The organism is Pseudomonas sp. ES1, from assembly GCF_050586605.1.
Classification (GTDB): domain Bacteria; phylum Pseudomonadota; class Gammaproteobacteria; order Pseudomonadales; family Pseudomonadaceae; genus Aquipseudomonas; species Aquipseudomonas sichuanensis.
The window spans coordinates 1-16,068 of record NZ_JBOBDM010000038.1 but is presented as its reverse complement, the minus strand read 5'-3'; the positions used below and the strand labels follow the sequence as shown (position 1 = coordinate 16,068).

19 protein-coding genes are annotated in these 16,068 nt (G+C 65.6%); 9 read left to right on the top strand and 10 right to left on the bottom strand.

Annotated features, from left to right (window positions below):
• Positions 1-211: 211 nt before the first annotated feature.
• The 4 genes from ACQ4N9_RS16630 (at position 212) to ACQ4N9_RS16615 (ending at position 3,354) form a co-directional block, all read left to right on the top strand.
• On the top strand, positions 212-580 hold the full coding sequence (locus ACQ4N9_RS16630) for a glyoxalase superfamily protein (protein ID WP_347151530.1): 369 nt from the start codon (positions 212-214) through the stop codon (positions 578-580).
• A complete protein-coding gene (locus ACQ4N9_RS16625) occupies positions 577-930 on the top strand; it encodes a hypothetical protein (RefSeq protein ID WP_390971051.1) in 354 nt (117 codons plus the stop codon). The genes ACQ4N9_RS16630 and ACQ4N9_RS16625 overlap by 4 nt, the downstream gene beginning before the upstream one ends.
• A gap of 543 nt (positions 931-1,473) precedes the next feature.
• Positions 1,474-2,493 carry a branched-chain amino acid aminotransferase gene (locus tag ACQ4N9_RS16620; protein ID WP_258704510.1) on the top strand — a complete coding sequence of 340 codons (1,020 nt, stop codon included), beginning with the start codon at positions 1,474-1,476 and terminating at the stop codon, positions 2,491-2,493.
• A 210-nt stretch (positions 2,494-2,703) separates the two neighbouring features.
• Entirely contained in the window at positions 2,704-3,354 is a 651-nt protein-coding gene (locus ACQ4N9_RS16615; protein ID WP_390970979.1) for a TIGR04211 family SH3 domain-containing protein, read from the top strand.
• A gap of 36 nt (positions 3,355-3,390) precedes the next feature.
• On the opposite strand, the gene ACQ4N9_RS16610 is transcribed toward ACQ4N9_RS16615, so the two are convergent.
• The 4 genes from ACQ4N9_RS16610 to ACQ4N9_RS16595 all read right to left on the bottom strand — a co-directional run bounded on the left by ACQ4N9_RS16610 (position 3,391) and on the right by ACQ4N9_RS16595 (position 6,415).
• Entirely contained in the window at positions 3,391-4,326 is a 936-nt protein-coding gene (locus ACQ4N9_RS16610) for a 5'-nucleotidase (RefSeq protein WP_390970978.1), read from the bottom strand.
• Between the two features lie 30 nt (positions 4,327-4,356).
• On the bottom strand, positions 4,357-5,055 hold the full coding sequence (locus ACQ4N9_RS16605) for an MOSC domain-containing protein (RefSeq protein ID WP_390970976.1): 699 nt from the start codon (positions 5,053-5,055) through the stop codon (positions 4,357-4,359).
• A 67-nt stretch (positions 5,056-5,122) separates the two neighbouring features.
• Positions 5,123-5,392: a hypothetical protein gene (locus ACQ4N9_RS16600; RefSeq protein ID WP_390970973.1), complete on the bottom strand. Its 270-nt coding sequence runs from the start codon at positions 5,390-5,392 to the stop codon at positions 5,123-5,125.
• Positions 5,393-5,494: 102 nt separating this feature from the next.
• A complete protein-coding gene (locus ACQ4N9_RS16595) occupies positions 5,495-6,415 on the bottom strand; it encodes a LysR family transcriptional regulator (protein WP_390970970.1) in 921 nt (306 codons plus the stop codon).
• Positions 6,416-6,535: 120 nt separating this feature from the next.
• Here ACQ4N9_RS16595 and ACQ4N9_RS16590 point away from each other — a divergent pair, with 120 nt between their 5' ends.
• Both ACQ4N9_RS16590 and ACQ4N9_RS16585 read left to right on the top strand, forming a co-directional pair.
• Positions 6,536-7,270 (top strand): SDR family NAD(P)-dependent oxidoreductase, encoded by a 735-nt coding sequence (locus tag ACQ4N9_RS16590; protein ID WP_390970968.1) that lies wholly within the window; start codon positions 6,536-6,538, stop codon positions 7,268-7,270.
• Positions 7,271-7,289: 19 nt separating this feature from the next.
• Positions 7,290-7,496: a tautomerase family protein gene (locus ACQ4N9_RS16585; RefSeq protein ID WP_390970966.1), complete on the top strand. Its 207-nt coding sequence runs from the start codon at positions 7,290-7,292 to the stop codon at positions 7,494-7,496.
• A gap of 8 nt (positions 7,497-7,504) precedes the next feature.
• On the opposite strand, the gene ACQ4N9_RS16580 is transcribed toward ACQ4N9_RS16585, so the two are convergent.
• Positions 7,505-8,386: a LysR family transcriptional regulator gene (locus ACQ4N9_RS16580; protein WP_390970964.1), complete on the bottom strand. Its 882-nt coding sequence runs from the start codon at positions 8,384-8,386 to the stop codon at positions 7,505-7,507.
• A 260-nt stretch (positions 8,387-8,646) separates the two neighbouring features.
• Between ACQ4N9_RS16580 and argC the strand changes: the two genes are divergently transcribed.
• Together argC and ACQ4N9_RS16570 are read left to right on the top strand one after the other, a co-directional pair.
• Positions 8,647-9,576, top strand: a complete 930-nt coding sequence (argC, locus tag ACQ4N9_RS16575) for an N-acetyl-gamma-glutamyl-phosphate reductase (RefSeq protein ID WP_390970963.1) — start codon at positions 8,647-8,649, stop codon at positions 9,574-9,576.
• A gap of 71 nt (positions 9,577-9,647) precedes the next feature.
• Positions 9,648-10,334 carry a GNAT family N-acetyltransferase gene (locus tag ACQ4N9_RS16570; RefSeq protein WP_390970961.1) on the top strand — a complete coding sequence of 229 codons (687 nt, stop codon included), beginning with the start codon at positions 9,648-9,650 and terminating at the stop codon, positions 10,332-10,334.
• 139 nt (positions 10,335-10,473) lie between these two features.
• On the opposite strand, the gene ACQ4N9_RS16565 is transcribed toward ACQ4N9_RS16570, so the two are convergent.
• The 5 genes from ACQ4N9_RS16565 to ACQ4N9_RS16545 are packed head-to-tail and all read right to left on the bottom strand — an operon-like array spanning position 10,474 to position 14,908.
• A complete protein-coding gene (locus tag ACQ4N9_RS16565; protein WP_390970959.1) occupies positions 10,474-11,229 on the bottom strand; it encodes an ABC transporter permease in 756 nt (251 codons plus the stop codon).
• Positions 11,229-12,434, bottom strand: coding sequence for an ABC transporter substrate-binding protein (locus tag ACQ4N9_RS16560; RefSeq protein WP_390970957.1), 1,206 nt, complete (start codon positions 12,432-12,434; stop codon positions 11,229-11,231). Before ACQ4N9_RS16560 ends, ACQ4N9_RS16565 begins: the two co-directional genes overlap by 1 nt.
• The gene (locus ACQ4N9_RS16555; RefSeq protein WP_390970955.1) at positions 12,421-13,242 is read right to left on the bottom strand and encodes an ABC transporter ATP-binding protein; all 822 of its coding nucleotides are present in this window, start codon (positions 13,240-13,242) and stop codon (positions 12,421-12,423) included. The genes ACQ4N9_RS16560 and ACQ4N9_RS16555 overlap by 14 nt, the downstream gene beginning before the upstream one ends.
• Complete coding sequence (locus tag ACQ4N9_RS16550) at positions 13,239-14,339, bottom strand: acyl-CoA dehydrogenase family protein (RefSeq protein ID WP_390970953.1); 1,101 nt, start codon at positions 14,337-14,339, stop codon at positions 13,239-13,241. Before ACQ4N9_RS16550 ends, ACQ4N9_RS16555 begins: the two co-directional genes overlap by 4 nt.
• Before the next feature lie 8 nt (positions 14,340-14,347).
• Positions 14,348-14,908 (bottom strand): carboxymuconolactone decarboxylase family protein, encoded by a 561-nt coding sequence (locus tag ACQ4N9_RS16545; protein ID WP_258642108.1) that lies wholly within the window; start codon positions 14,906-14,908, stop codon positions 14,348-14,350.
• A gap of 102 nt (positions 14,909-15,010) precedes the next feature.
• Here ACQ4N9_RS16545 and ACQ4N9_RS16540 point away from each other — a divergent pair, with 102 nt between their 5' ends.
• Positions 15,011-15,928 (top strand): AraC family transcriptional regulator, encoded by a 918-nt coding sequence (locus ACQ4N9_RS16540; protein WP_390970951.1) that lies wholly within the window; start codon positions 15,011-15,013, stop codon positions 15,926-15,928.
• Positions 15,929-16,068: the final 140 nt, after the last annotated feature.

Genomic DNA, 16,068 nt, shown 5'->3' with positions numbered 1-16,068 from the left:
CTGCCTGACCAATCGATCAAAATTGATGAACGGGATGTTGCAGGTTGCAGGCCAAGTAATCAGATGAATCCGAATGAATTTTCCTACGATGTATTCAACCGACGCTGCCACGGGCCTCGTACTGCGCAATTGCGGGGCAAAAGCGCGCCCTCAAGCGGTGCCGACGGCGTTACACTCACGCCCCAGGAAAATGCACAGCACAGGAGCTCCAATGCAATTCGCCGCTGCCATCCCCATCCTGCGGATCTTCTCGGTCGACAAGGCCCGGGAGTTCTACCTTGATTTCCTCGGTTTCACCCTCGACTGGGAGCACCGTTTCGCCGCCGACCTGCCGCTGTACATGCAGGTCCATCGCGACGGGCTGATCCTGCACCTGTCCGAACACCACGGCGATGCCACCCCGGGGTCGGCGATTTTCGCCCGGGTCGAGGACCTCAAGGCCCTGGAAGGGGAACTACAGGCCAAGCAGTACGGCTACTCCCGCCCGCATGCCGAGAAGGTCGACTGGGGCCTGGAAATGCAGATCGCCGACCCGTTCGGCAACCGCCTGCGCTTCTGCCAGCAGATCGACGACGCCTGATGGCCAGCAATAAACGCGCGCTGGCGCGCCTGGAGCGGGAGATGGTCGCCTGCCTCGCCGAGGCCTGCGCCACTGCCCAGGCCGAGATCGTCGGCTTTGCCTGGCTCACCCACCAGGTCGACCTCGACGACTTCCCCGCCAGCCTGCGCATCACCTGGGTGTTCACTGACGACACGGCCAAGGCCGATGCCCTGGCCGGTGCGGCCAAGGCGCGGATACTGGCACTGACCACCCAGGCGCTGGATGAGGCCGGTGTGCAGTTGGACCATGTGGCCTGGCATGTGCGCTATGACAGTGAAGAGGCGTGCTGGCGCGATCATGGCGGGGACTGGAATCGGCGGTTGCGCTGAGTTCGCGCCCATCTTGGATCGTATGAGGGCCGGCAGGTGCAAGGCGATAGATCTGCAGCGCTCTCAAGATCGAGCGCCGCCCGCGCGGCGCATCGCTGGCAAGCCAGCTCCCACAGTTTATTTCGGGCCAATTATTCCTGTGAAAGTACCGGCGCCTGCCTTGGTGCATGTCTTAAGTCATGTGGGGCGGCGGCAACGCCCACGCTGAAACCGCGTCGTACCAAAAAAGGCGAACAGTGATGAGCTTGCAGGAGTGACTGGCCCGAAACAGATGTGGGAGCTGGCTTGCCAGCGATGCGCCGCGCGGGCGGCGCTCGATCTCATAGGCGCTGCAAAAACACCGACGAGCACCTGGTGGCTTTCACTCAGTATCCCGACGATCACCTGACGACCCAACTCAAACCCTGAATCAACCAACAACACAGCCACCCCCCCAGCCAATTCGTGACTGGCCGTTTCCGATCCGCGCCGGATGTATTAAGGTGGCGTGGTGCGCATATAACAGCAGCCCGCCGTGTTCGGGCTTTGAGCTATGAGGGTGTCATGAGCAACGCAAGCATTAACTGGGACAAGCTGGGCTTCGACTACATCAAGACCGACAAGCGTTACCTGTCCGTATGGCGTAACGGCGAGTGGGACAAGGGCACCCTGACCGACGACAACGTGCTGCACATCAGTGAAGGCTCCACCGCCCTGCACTATGGCCAGCAATGCTTCGAGGGCCTGAAGGCCTACCGTTGCAAGGACGGCTCGATCAACCTGTTCCGCCCCGACCAGAACGCCGCGCGCATGCAGCGCAGCTGCGCCCGCCTGCTGATGCCGCACGTGCCCACCGACGTGTTCATCGATGCCTGCAAGCAAGTGGTCAAGGCCAACGAGCACTTCGTTCCGCCGCACGGCAAGGGTGCCCTGTACCTGCGCCCGTTCGTGATCGGCACCGGTGACAACATCGGCGTGCGCACCGCGCCCGAGTTCATCTTCTCGATCTTCGCCATCCCGGTGGGTTCGTACTTCAAGGGCGGCATGAAGCCGCACAACTTCCAGATTTCCAGCTTCGACCGTGCCGCCCCTCAGGGCACCGGCGCGGCCAAGGTCGGTGGCAACTATGCCGCCAGCCTGCAGCCGGGCGCCGAAGCGAAGAAGGCCAACTTCGCCGACGCCATCTACCTGGACCCGCTGACCCACACCAAGATCGAAGAAGTCGGCTCGGCCAACTTCTTCGGCATCACCGCCAACAACGAGTTCGTCACCCCGAAATCGGCTTCGGTACTGCCGGGTATCACCCGCCTGTCGCTGATGGAACTGGCGCAATCGCGCCTGGGCCTGACCGTGATCGAAGGCGATGTCGAGATCAACAAGCTCGACCGCTTCATCGAAGCCGGCGCCTGCGGCACTGCCGCGGTGATCACGCCGATCGGCGGCATCGAGTACAACGGCAAGCTGCACGTATTCCACGACCTGGAAAAGGTCGGCCCGGTCACCCAGAAGCTCTACAACGAGCTGACCGGCATCCAGAGCGGTGACGTCGAAGCACCGGCAGGCTGGATCGTCAAGGTCGCCTGATCCGGCGCGTTGACATGAACGGGGCAGGCCAGCGATGGCCTGCCCCGTTTTCGTTTATGTGTACATCCGGCAACACTCTGTAGGCATTTCCTGCACCAAGCAGTGAACCTGCCTACAAAAAAGCGGTCTTTGGCTGACGGTCAATTCACCCGACCGGATCGCCGGCCCAGTCATCGGGCCTTCATTTGTCCCGTTTCAGCGAAGACCACCATGCCAGACAAGCAGCCCGCCAACTCCGCCCTCCCCGCCCTGCGTGGCAGCCTGATCGCCGCCCTGATCGCCCTCGCCGCCCCGGCCCATGCCGAAGAGCCGGCCAGCGATGCACGCTGGGTCAGCGACAGCCTGAGTACCTACGTGCGCAGTGGCCCCACCGATGGCCATCGGATCGTCGGCTCACTGAAGTCGGGGCAGAAAGTCAGCCTGGTGACCAGCCAGGGCAACTACAGCCAGGTGCGCGGCCAAAGCGGCGACCTGGTGTGGATCCTCAGCAGTGACCTGCAGGCGCTGCCGGGCCAGAGCGAGCGCCTACCGCAGCTCGACCAGCAGGTGGCCGACCTGTCCGGCCAGTTGAAAACCATCGACGACAGCTGGAAGAGCCGCGTGCAAGGCATGCAGGAGACCTTGGACTCGCGCAAGGCGCTGATCGACGAGTTGGAAACCCGCAACAAGGTGCTCAACGAGCAGCTCGCCGAGGCCCAGTCGAACCTGCGCGACACCCAGGCCCGACTGGGGGATGAAAACAAGCAGGTGATGATGCGCTACATGGTCTACGGCGGCAGCATTGCCGGTGCCGGGTTGCTGCTGGGGTTGATCCTGCCGGCGCTGACCCGGGGGCGAAAGCGTAACGACCGGTGGTTCTGAGGCGATCTTCTTGCCCCGCGATGAGGGTCGATCATGTCACGCCGAACGGTTGGTCACCCCAAACGGCACATGCACTGACGGCACCACCGTGCTGGTGCTTTTCAAATGCCCGGACTGGTCATCGAAGAAGATGTGCGGCTTGAGCACCTGCAGCACCCGGCGTTTCTCAATGCCTCCGAGGAAGAACGCATCGTTGGCCATCACCCCCCAGCTCTTCAAGGTGTTCAACGCCCGCTCGTGGGATGGCGCGTTGCGCGCGGTGACGATCGACACCCGCAGGCGGTTCTCGTAGCCGGGGTGGCCAAGTTTGAACTGCTCCTCCGCTGCCTGTATCCGCGCGATGCGCACGAAGAACTCCTTCAGCGGGCCGGGGTTGTGCGGCTGGGCCTTGTTCAGCACTTCATGGGCATGGAAGCTGCCCAGCCCGCCGGACTGCATCACCGCCTCCGACTCGTCCCCGGCCAGCACGCCATCGAAGTCGAAGGCGATGCGCAGGTTGTCGTCGCTTTCGTCGTCATCGAACTGCGAGTCGAGCACCTGCCCGGCCGGGTAACCGGCCTGGATCGCCGCGTCCACATGCTGCTTGTCGGCGGACAGGAACAGCGCGATGTTCAGTGCCGGAATGTATTCATAAGGAGAGCGGCCCTGGGTGAAGATCGCCCGGGTCATGTTCAGCCCGTAGTGGCCGATGGTCTTCATCACCCGCAAACCGGTGTCGGGGTCGTTCTGCGACAGCAGCACCACCTCCACCAGCGGGTCCTCCGGGTCTTCGCGCAGGTCATTGAGCGCCAGCAGGCGCTTGATGAACGGGTAGGCGATGCCCTTGCCCAGCGGCACGTCCAGGTGCTGCTCCTGGTATTTGCGGTACTGCGCCTCGCCATCGCGGCGGAACACCGCATCGGCTTCGCTGAGGTCGAACACCGCGCTTGACGCGACGCCAATCACCAGGCGGTCGTCCAGTTCGAAGGGCATGCTGGGTTCCTTGTCTTGTAGGGCAGATGTTCAGGCGTCGCTACGCCCCTGCAGGCGCGACGACCAGTCTTCGACTTGGCGTTGCGCCAGGCGCTTTTCCAGGGTCCGCCGCCAGTTCGGTACCAGCGGCAGCGCCAGGCATTCCTGCAGCAGTTCAGGCTCCAGGCATTTGTCGAACAGCACCGCCGACAGCCGCGCCACCGACCACAACCCATGGGGGCGTTCGACCAGTTGCAGGCTGTCGCCCGCCTGCACCTCGCCTTCCTCCACGACCCGGTAGTACCAGCCGGTGCGCCCGCTCTGCTGCACCCGCAGGGCCATCTGCGCCACGTCGAAACGGTCGTTGAGTTTCCAGCACGGCATGCGCCCCTGGGAGATTTCCAGCAAGGCGGAGCCCACACGGATGCGGTCTCCCAGGCAGACATCGGCCTCGGTCCAACCGCTGCTGCTGAAGTTTTCGCCAAAGGCGCCGGGCTGCGCCAGCAGCGGGTGCTCGCCCAGCTCGGCAGCCCAGGCGGCGTAGTGCTCACGGGGGTAGTGATGAATGGCTTTGTCGACCCCGCCGTGTACGCGCAGGTCGCCTTGTTCATCACCCGCGATACCGAGCGCGGTCACCTGCAAGGCCCCCTGGCGAGGCTGCTTGTCGATAGCGCTGTGCGAGCCTGGGCGGGTGAAGGGCCGGGCGATACCGGTAAGCAGGCTGTCGAGGCGCGGGCTGGACGGGATCATGGAGAGCTCTCGTGAGATGACCCAAGCGAGCTTACACGAGACCCCGCGCCCTCCCAAAGGCTCCTGGCTACTTGCCGCGCGCTTTGTTGTAGATGGTCTTGGCACGGTCGGCCGAGGCCTGACACTTGGCCATGTCACCGCTGGCCTTGGCGGCCTTGGCTTCCTTGAGCAGCTCATGGTAGTCGTGCGCCATACCGCCATGCAGCGCCTGGCCCTCGGTTTTGCTGATGTACTCCAGGTCATTGATCTTGGCATCACAGTTGGTCGCCGCGCTGTCCTCGGCCTGTGCGGCAAAACTCAGTACCGAGGCAATCACTAGCAGTGTCATGGATTTCATGGAGCGTTCTCCTGGGAAATAGCCGGACTGCTGAAAGGTCGGCGGCACAACGCGCCGACGCAGCGACAAGAATAGTGCTCCAACGCACGCCCTGCGTGGGCTTCAGCCAAACGGCAGAGGCCGTTCGCTCACCAGGAAGTCAATGAACACGCGCACCTTCAACGGCATGTGCCTGGCCTGCGGGTAAACCAGCATGAAGGGCCGCGAGGTGCCGCCAAAGTCCGCCAGCACCTCCACCAGTTCACCGCTGTCCAGGGCGTCCTGCACGGTGAATCGGTAGGCCTGCATCAGGCCGCCGCCGTGGCGCACCAACGTGCTGGTGGCGAGGAAGTCGCCCAGGCAGGTGAAGGCGCCCTGGGTGTCCAGCTCGATCAGTTGCCCGTCGCGCTGGAAGCTCCAGGGCGGGCGGCGCCCACTGCTGGGCATCTCGAACTGGATGCAGTCGTACCCGGCCAGGTCATCCGGTGTCTGCGGCACCCCCGCCCGGGCCAGATAGCCCGGGGTGGCGACGATCACCAGCTCGGCGTCCTCCAGGCGCCTAGCCACCAGCCGCGAGTCAGCCGGAGCACGGCCGCGGATGGCCAGGTCGAACTGCTCCTCGGCGAAATCGACATTGCGGTTGCTGACGTGCACATCCACCAACACCTGCGGATAGCGTTCGCGAAAGCGCGGCAACAACGGCAGCAGGCGGTGGTGGGCATAGGGCGTCGGCGCGCTGATGCGCAGCCGGCCACTGGGTTCGAGCTGCCCGCCCGTCACCTGCCGCTCGGCCTCCACCAATTGCCCCAAGGCCTGGCGGCATTGCTGGTAGTAGGCTTGCCCGGCCTCGGACAGGCGCATCTGCCGGGTGGTACGCACGAACAGGCGCACGCCCAGGCGCTCTTCCAGGCGGGCCACCGACCGGCTCACGGCGGCAGGCGTGACACCGGCCAAGGTGGCCGCCTCGGTGAAGCTGCCGGCATCGGCGGCAAGGCAGAACAGCTCCAGGCTGCCCAGTTGCAGGTCATCGAAATGGCGGGTCATGCGGCTCGATTAATTACACGGTGTATCGATTGAAATGCCATGCACCTCATTTTTCAAGCAAACGTTGCAACTTACAGTGATTCCACCCCGAGCCAAGGCTCATCCACTGGAGATCACCCCATGAGCAACCCACGCACCGTCATCATCACCGGCGCATCCAGCGGCCTGGGCTTCGCCCTCGCCCAGGCCTTCCTCGAACGCGGCGACAACGTGGTCGGCAACGCCCGCAGCCAAGCGCGCCTGGACGCCGCCGCCGCGCAGCTCGGCAACCCGGCCGGGTTCGTCGGCGTGGCCGGCGACATCGCCGAAAAAGCCACCGCCGAGCGCCTGTTCGCCACTGCGCTCAAGGCCTTTGGCCGGGTGGATATCCTGGTCAACAATGCCGGCATCTTCATCCCGAAACCGGTGGTGGACTACAGCGAGGCTGACGTCGATGCGTTGGTCGGCACCAACCTCAAGGGCTTCTTCTACCCTGCCCAGGCCGCCGCGCGGGTGATGCAGCAACAGGGGCACGGGCACATCATCGCCATCACGGCCTCGATCGCCCTGCAACCCGATACCCGGGTGCCGGCGCTGCTGCCGGTGCTGGTCAAGGGCGGCCTGAACCAGGCGGTCAAGGGCCTGGCTCTGGAGCTGGCGGGCAGCGGCGTGCAGGTCAACGCCGTGGCCCCGGGGATCATCGACACCCCGCTGCACGGCGACCAGGCCGAAGGGCTGGGCGCGCTGTCGCCGAGTGGCCGTACCGGCAAGCCGCAGGATGTGGTGGACGCCGTGCTGTACCTGACCGACGCACGCTTCGTCAGCGGCGTCATCCTGCCCGTCGACGGTGGCAGCACCGCCGGCACCTGGCACTGAACAAGCAGAGGATCGAACCATGCCTTATGTCCATATCCGCGTCACCGATGAAGGCGTCAGCGCCGAGCACAAGCGCCAGTTGATCGAAGGCACCACGCGACTGTTGCAGGAGGTGCTGGGCAAACCACCGGCCAGCACGTTCGTGGTGATCGAAGAGGTGCCCACCGACAACTGGGGGGTTGGCGGCGAGACCGTGACAGCGTTGAGGCAGCGCGAGCGGCGCTGAAGCCTGGGTTACTGGCGCAGTTTGTCCAGCGCCTCCAGCACATGCGCCGTCGCCCGCTCCACCTCACCCTCGCGGCAGGCAATACCCAGCTGCCGCCACAACCCCGGCCGCAACGGCCGCCGTGCAATGCGCGGGTCATGCTGCTGCATTTCGCCTTCCTGGGGCAGCAGCGTGGCCCCGTAACCTGCCGCCACCAGGCTCTTGATGGCGTCGTTGTAGTTCAGCTCGATACGCGCATCCGGGTAGAGGCCGGCAGCCGCGAACCACTCGCCGGTCACCCGTGACAATTGCGTGGTGTTGTCGTTGAGGATCAGCGCGCGTCCGGCCAGCCAAGCAGGGGTGACCCGTGCCGGGGGGCGCCAGTCGGCGGGCACATAGGCCATGATCGGGTCACGTCGCCAAGGCGTCAGCCTGACGCCCTTGCCCGCCACCTGCGGCAGCGCCACCAGGCCGATATCCAGGCTGCCTTCGCGCAACCGTGCCAGCGAGGCCTGTGAAGTGAGCACCTGGACCTGCACATCGATGCCCGGATGGTCTACCCGCAATGTTTCGAGAGCCTGCGGCAGCAAATGGGCGATGGCCCCCGTCGAAGCGCCCAGTCGTACCCGGCCAGTCAGGCCCTCGACCTGGCGACGGACCTCATCCAGCGCCTGGTCGGCGTCGGCCAGCAGCCGCCGGGCACGGGCCAGCAGGGTTTCGCCGATGACGGTCGGGCGCACCTGGCCTCGGGTGCGGGTGAGCAAGGGCGCGCCGATGCGCGCCTCAAGCTCGGCCACGTGCAGGCTGATGGTCGGCGGCGCCAGGTTGAGCTGGCGGGCGGCGTCGGCGAAGGAGCCGTGTTCGGCAATCACCACCAGGGTGCGCAGGCGGTCGAGGCTGATTTCTCGCATGGGGGCTCTGACAGGTGGATGAGCATTTACAGACGACATCGCCCTTCTGTGGGAGCTGGCTTGCCAGCGAAAACGTCAGCCTGGACGACCTCACTGTTGCGACTGACCTCATCGCTGGCAAGCCAGCTCCCACAGGAGAAGTGTCGCCTGCTGGGTAACTGATTCAGAATTAATGAACGTACCGATCATGATATTCAAATTTTCTTTCGTCCAGCCGCAGGCGAGCATAGGCCCACTCCCCTTTCATTCGGATACTCCTCATGCACCAGCCACTCGTTTTCATCGACGGCGACCAAGGCACCACCGGCCTGCAGATCCACGCGCGCCTGCACGGCCGCCAGGACCTGCGCCTGCTCACCCTGCCCGAGGCCGAACGCAAAGACCCCGCGCGGCGCAGCGAGGCGATCAACAGCGCCGACATCGCCCTGCTGTGCCTGCCCGATGACGCTGCCCGTGACGCCGTGGCAACCATCCGCAACCCGGCGGTGCGGGTGATCGATGCCAGCTCCGCGCACCGTACCGCGCCAGGCTGGGTATACGGCCTGCCGGAGCTCGACCAGCACCAGGCCGAGCGCATCGCCGCCAGCAGCCGCATCAGCAACCCGGGCTGCTACCCCACCGGTGCCATCGCCCTGCTGCACCCGCTGGTCAAGGCCGGGCTGCTGCCAGCGGACTATCCGCTGAGCATCCATGCCATTTCCGGCTACAGCGGCGGTGGCCGGGCGGCGGTCGAGCGCCATGAGCAGCCCGCCGAAGGCTATCTGCCGACCTTGCAGCTGTATGGCCTGGAGCTGGCGCACAAGCATGTGCCGGAAATCCAGCAGCACGCCGGGCTCAGCGCCCGCCCGCTGTTCGTGCCCGGCTACGGCGCCTATCGCCAGGGCATCGTCCTGAGCATCCCCCTGCAACTGCGGCTGTTGCCCGGCGTCACCGCGCAACAACTGCAGGCCTGCCTGGAGCAGCACTACCAGGGCGCCCGCCATGTGCAGGTGCTGCCCTTGCATCAGCAAGGCCCAGCCCCGGCGCTTGACCCGCAGGCGCTGAACGACAGCAATGACCTGCGCCTGGCGCTGTACGCCAACCCCGAGCACGGCCAGGTATTGCTGACCGCGGTGTTCGACAACCTCGGCAAGGGGGCCTCGGGCGCCGCAGTGCAGAACCTCGACCTGCTGCTGGCTGGGCTGCGCTAGCCACACCGGGTAAACTGGGCGCCCGCCTCGTTCGAGGCGGGCGTTTCAGCCCACCCGGAGCCCTACCCGCGATGTTCATCCTCCGCCGCCTCGACGGCGTGCCGCCCGAGTCCTTCCAGAACCAGATCCGCCAGCTGGTGATCGACCATGTCGGCCAGCTCAGCAGCGTCGCCATCAGCCCGGCCAACCCGCTGTACCCGCTGTACCAGTACGGCGTCGGCCTGGAGGTGCACCAGTACCTGATGGCCCTGGACGGCACCCGCGGCCTGGCCGTGCAGCTGACCCTGGCGCTGGATGCCGACGCCCCGGATCAGTTGCTCGGCTTTGCCCTGGCGCTGCCGGCCCAGGACGATGCGCAGGCTTGCAGCTTGGCGTTCCTGGCCGTGCATCAGGACCATCGCCGCCAGGGCATCGCCCGCGCCTTGCTGGATGACCTGCGCAGCCGCTACGCCTGCGTCGAGCTGAGCGCCTTCGCCGAGCAGGTGCCGTGGTTCGAGGCCATGGGTTTGCAGGTGATTGCCAGCGCCGGGCCACAGGTGCTGATGAGCAGTACCGGGCGTGCCAGCGGGGCGCTGATCGGCCGACTGGATATTGCGCCGATCTACCAGACGGTCGAGGTGATGCAGATCCATACCTACCTGCTCAATCAGAACGGGGAAGACGTGATGATGGAGGCGGAGCAATCGCGCGATGAGCGGTTGGATGAGTTGGCGGAACAGGCCAAGGCGTGTGTGAGGCAGCGGCTGACGCGGCATTGATGTAGACCGCTGGGGCTGCCTTGCAGCCCATCGCCGGCAAGCCGGCTCCCACACCGACCACGCCGGTTTCAAAACTTGCGCTGTACCTGTGGGAGCCGGCTTGCCGGCGAAAGGGCGCGCAAAGCGCCCCCGGCAATCTTCAGCCATGCACCCAGCGCCGGTGCAACCCGCGGGCCAGCGCATCGAGCATGAACCCCAGCACCCCGATCAACAGCACCATCGCCATCAGCTCGGAATACGCCAGCCGGTCACGGGTATCGAGGATGAAATACCCCAACCCCGCACTGACCCCAAGCATCTCGCACGGCACCAGCACGATCCACAGGATGCCGATGGCCAGGCGCACGCCGGTCAGTACATGGCCGATGACCCCCGGCACGATCACCTTGCACAAGGTCTCCCAGCGCGTGGCGCTGAGGCTGCGCGAGAGCTGCAACCAGCGCGGATCGAGCTGGCGCACCCCGGCGGCGGTGTTGAGCAGGATCGGCCACAGCGCGGCGAAGGCCAGCAGGAAGTAGATCGGCTGGTCGCCCACGCCCATCAGCATCACCACCACCGGCATCCACGACAGCGGCGAGATCATCCGCAGAAACTGGAACGCCGGCGTGGTTGCCGCCTCCAGGTGCCGGTAGCTGCCCACCAGCAAGCCCAACGGCACGCCGATCAACAGCGCCAGCAACAGGCCGATCAGGATGCGCTTGAGGCTCACCCAGATATGCCCGTACACCTCGCCCTGCCCCAGCAACTCCACCAGGCTCGCCAAGGTGGCCTGGGGCGAGAAGCGCGCCGACAGGCCATCGGCCGCACCGAACAGCTGCACCCCCGCCCACCACAGCAACAACAGCAGCGCCAGGCCGGCAAGGCCCAGGGCGCCATGTACGACATGCCTTTGCATCAGACCGCGAACTCCTCGCTGCGCTGGAAGTTCTCGGCAATGCCGAAGGTTGCCGGGCCGCCCACCGCGGCGATGGCGTTGCGCACGAAGCGGTCATCGACCAGGTCGCGGGCGACGTGCGCGGGATCGAGCCCGGCGAGGAAGCCGTTCTCGCCTTCGATCAGGGTGCCTTTGAGGCGCTTGACCAGTTCCTCGGTGTAGCTGGGGTACGGGTACGGTTGGAAGTCGATGCGCTTTTCATCCCACTGCTGGTGCTGGATCGCGCCACTGGCGATGTAGCCGGCACGGTCCTCGGCGGCAGGCGCCAGTACCTTGGTCAGCACCGCAGGCTCGTGCGGGGTGTACTTGTTGGGGCCGGCCTTGGACAGCAGCGCGGCCGCCTCGGCGCGGTGGTCGCGGGTCCATTGCTGGGCCTTGACGATGGCGTTGACCACCTTCTGCGACCATTCCGGGCGGTTGTTGAGGTCGTGTTCGTGCATGAACACCACGCAGCAGGCGTGGTTGCGCCACACGTCACCGGTGAAGCGCTGCACGCGGCCGACCTTGAGGTTCTCGGCCAGGGCGTTGAACGGCTCGGCGACGATGTAGCCGGCGATGCGCTTGCTGGCCAGGGCTGGCGGCATGTCCGACGGCGGTAGCACCAGCAGGTTGACCTCGTTGGCAGCCAGCTGTGCGTTGACCGGTTTCGACACCGGCGTGAGGCCGTTGTCGTTGAGCATCTGCTGCAGCACCACGTTGTGGATGGAGTACCAGAACGGGATGGCCACGGTCTTGCCGCCGAGCTGCTTCATCTCGGTGATGTCCGGGGCCACGGTCAGGCCTGAGCCACCGACATGGTTCCAGGCCACCACTTTGGCCGGCACCTTGCTGCCGTAGCGGGCCCACACGGTCATTGGCGACAGCAGGTGAATCACGTTGACCTGGCCGGAAATGAACGCCTCGATCACCTGCGCCCAGCTACGCAGCAGCACCGGGCGTTCGGCCTTGATGCCTTCGGCCTCGAACAGGCCGTTGTTGTGCGCCACCAGTAAAGGCGTGGCGTCGGTGATCGGCAGGTAGCCGATGCGCACCGGCGCGTCGGGCTCGGCGGCGGCGCGCGCCTGCAGGCTGGCCAAAAGCGGCACGGCGCCAGCGGCGGTGAGCATGGCGCTGAGTTTGAGAAAATCGCGACGGGACGTGGTGGAACAGCAGTCATCCATGCACATGGACAGCCTCCGAGGGCAAGGGGGATGGGGTGGGTTCGGCTGTGCGGCTTGCCCGCCGTAGGGTTTTGAGGATTTCGATGCGCAGCGCGCCCAGTTCCTCGACCCGCTGCGCCCGGGGTTGCGGCAGGTCGATGTGCCATTGGCCGAGGGTGCGCGCCGGGTGGTTGCCCAGTAGCAGCACGCGATCGGACAGCAGCAAGGCTTCGTCGATGTCGTGGGTGATCAGTACCGCAGCGGTGTTGTGGGTGGCGATCAGTTGCAGCAGCAGTTGCTGCATGTCGGCGCGGGTCACTTCGTCCAACGCGCCGAACGGCTCGTCCAGCAGCAGCACTTCGGGTTGCCGCGCCAGGCAGCGGGCCAGCGCGGTGCGTTGGGCCATGCCGCCGGACAACTGCGCCGGGTACTGGCTGCGAGCATGGCTCAGGCCCACCGCGGCGATGGCGTGGTCGATGCGTGCGCGGCGCTCGCTGGCGGCCAGCTTGGGCTGGCGGGCGAAGTCGAGGCCGAAGGCGACGTTCTTCTCCAGGCTCAGCCAGGGCAGCAGGCTGGGGTCCTGGAACGCCACCGCCAGGCGCGGGTGCGGGCCTTGCAGCGCCTCGCCATGCAAGGTCACGCTGCCGCCACGGGGCTGCTGCAGGCCGGCCAGCACCCGCAGCAGGCTCGATTTACCGACCCCGCTGGGGCCGAGGATGGTCACCACTTCGCCCGGCGCCAGCGCCAGGTCGAACTGCTCCAGCACCGGCTGCCAGCCGCCCTCGCGTGGGTAGCCCAGGCTGATGTCGCGGGCGTCGAGTAGCACGTCGGTCATGCCGCACTCGCCTGGCGTTGCAGTTCGGCGCGCAGTTGCACCAGGCTCGGCGTGACGATCGGCACGAACGCCGACTCGCGCCAGCGGCGCGCGAAGCCTTCGCCATAGGCGGTGAGGTAAGCCTTGCCACCACTGGCCTGCAGCTCCAGCTGCACGGCATCGGCAGCGCTTTCGGCGAGGGTGATGCGCAGTTTGAACAACGCGGCCGGTTGCTTGAGGAAGCGGCCGTCGAGCAGGCCCTGCTTGAGCTCGCCGACGGTGTTTTCCAGGCGTTCCTTGAGCACCTGGCGCGCCTCTTCGAGGAACGAAGCACGGCCTTGCAGGTGTTCCTGCACTTCGTCCAGGGCACGCCGCGCCAGGCCGATGGCCATGCCACACTGCAGGGCGAGGAAGGCCGGGCGCACCTTGGGCAGGAACTCGCGGGCGTTGTCGTGCAGCAGCCAGTCATGGGCCAACGGTACCTGGTGGAAGGCCAGCGCAGCGGTGTTGCTCGACTGCAAGCCCATCAACTGCAGGTCGTCGGAGCGCTCCAGCCCTGGTGCATCGGAGGGGATGGCCAGCACGAACGGCGCGCCGCCGGCATCGTCTTCGATGGCAGCAGCCACCACGAAACCACTCTTGCGCAGGTTGGTCACCCAGTGCAGCCGGCCTTCCAGGTTCCAGCCATCGGCTGCGGGGCGCCCGCGCACCTGCAGTGCCTCGATGCCGGAGAGGAACTTCATGGCATTGGAAAGCCCCGTGGCGCCGGCCAGCTCACCTTTGAGCAGCGCTGGCAGCAGGCGCTCGCGCAACCCCTGGTTGGGGCTTTGCAGCAGGTATTCAATGAAGGCGCGCTGACCCCAGCAAACGAAAGCCGCCGCCAGTGAGCGGCTGGCGATAGCGGCAATGGCTTCGACCGCCTCGGTGACATCACCGCCCGCGCCGCCGAGGGCCGGGTCGACGCCTATGCGCAGCAGTTGCGATTCGGCGATGTGCGCCAGTACCAGGTGCGGGTCGCACTGGCCCTGGTCGATGGTCTCGGCGTTGGCATCCAGCCATTGGCGAAAAGCGCTATCAAGCATGTCCCTACTCCTTTGGTGCGCCGGACACGCCGGCATCGGGCGGTTTAGGCCGAAGGCTGCCAGCGGTATTTGCTCAGCTCGTCATTGAGCGGCGTCTGGGCGAACACATTAGCAAAGTTGCACAGGGTTGCGAGGCTCACGCCCAGAATCACTTCCAGGGCGTTGCCCTCGGTGAAACCGGCCTCGCGGAAAGCCTGGTAGGTGGCGTCGCTGACGTTGCCGCGGGTGGCGATGACTTCACGGGCGAACTCGGCCAGGGTTTCGTAACGTGCGTCTGGCAGCTCGCCACGGGCGCGCAGGGCATCGACCACCGCCTGCGGCAGCTTGGCCTTGTTCAGCGCCACGGCGGTGTGGCCGGCAACGCAGAAGTCGCAACCGTGCTGGGTAGCGGCAATCAACTGCACCACTTCGCGCTCGGCCAGGGTCAGCTCGGCCTTGCCGTTGAGCGCCGAGACGGTGACGTAGGTTTCCAGGGCGGCCGGGGCATTGGCCAGCACACCCAGCAGGTTGGGGATGAAACCGGAGTTCTTCTGTGCGTTTTCGAGGAACGGACGTGCGGCTTCCGGAGCGGTCTGCAGGCTGTGTAGAGTGATGCGCGCGGACATGGAGTGGTCTCCTTTGATGTAGGTCGCTACAGTCTGTTGGTTATAAGAAGTAGCATCCATATTCATCAGTCGCCTTTCCTTGCTCCTGAGTCCTTGCATTAGATGATTTCATCCAGCCACCTTGTCGATTGGTTATTAGAAGGCCTTGAGCTTGATGCCAGCCTGTTCCATGTCGGGCGTTATTGCGGTGGCTGGCACGCCAGCACCCAGGGCATGGGCCGGGCAAGCTTTCATCTGGTGGTGCAGGGGCATTGCTGGCTGCACGTCGATGGCCATGCCGAGCCTGTGCGGCTTGAGAGTGGCGATGCGGTGTTTCTGCTGCGTGACCTTGCCTATCGCTTGTCGGGTGACGAGGACGTCGCCGACGCCTGCGCCCAGCCGCGCCGGGCCATGCAGGCGCTGGACCTGCAGGCCGACGATGGCGTGGGGCTGGTATGTGGCTTCTTTCATTTCCAGACGGGCTTGTCGTCGCTGATCGTCGAGGGGTTGGCGGACTGGATCCTGCTGCGCGCCAATGATCCGGCCGGCAGTGCGGCACGTGCGCTGTTTGGCTTGATTCTCGAGGAATGCCGGCGGGCGCCGCAGCCGTCGCAGACGGTGCTCGAGCGGCTGACGCACTTATTGTTCCTGTATGTGCTGCGCCAGCAGGTGCACGCGGGTCAGCCACTGGGTGGATTGGTCGCCCTCGCCCGCCAGCCGGCTTTTGCCGGGCTGCTGGAGCGGCTGATAGAGGAGCCGGGGCAGGCTTGGACGCTGGAGAGCATGGCGGCGTGTGCGGGGCTGTCGCGATCGGCGTTCTTCAAGCGTTTCAATGAACTGGCTGGGCAGTCGCCTGGGCAGGTGCTGCTGGCGCTGCGCATGCGCCAGGCTTGTCAGTTGCTCAAGGCGGGGAATACGGTCGAGCAGGTTGGCGGGCGGGTGGGGTATCAGTCGGTGGCGGCGTTTACTCGGGCGTTTGCCAAGGCGGTGGGGGTGCAGCCGGGGGCTTATCGCAAGCAGCATGAGGGGCGGGAGGGGTAGTTTTTTTGGTGTGTGGCTTCGGCTTCGGCTTTCAAAGTGTTGGTTTTGATAGATGTATGCGCATTCGGCGGCGATGACGACTTTTAGTCACCTTTCCGCCCTTACGGCGGCCTACTTTGGTCTTGGCCAAAGTAGGCAAA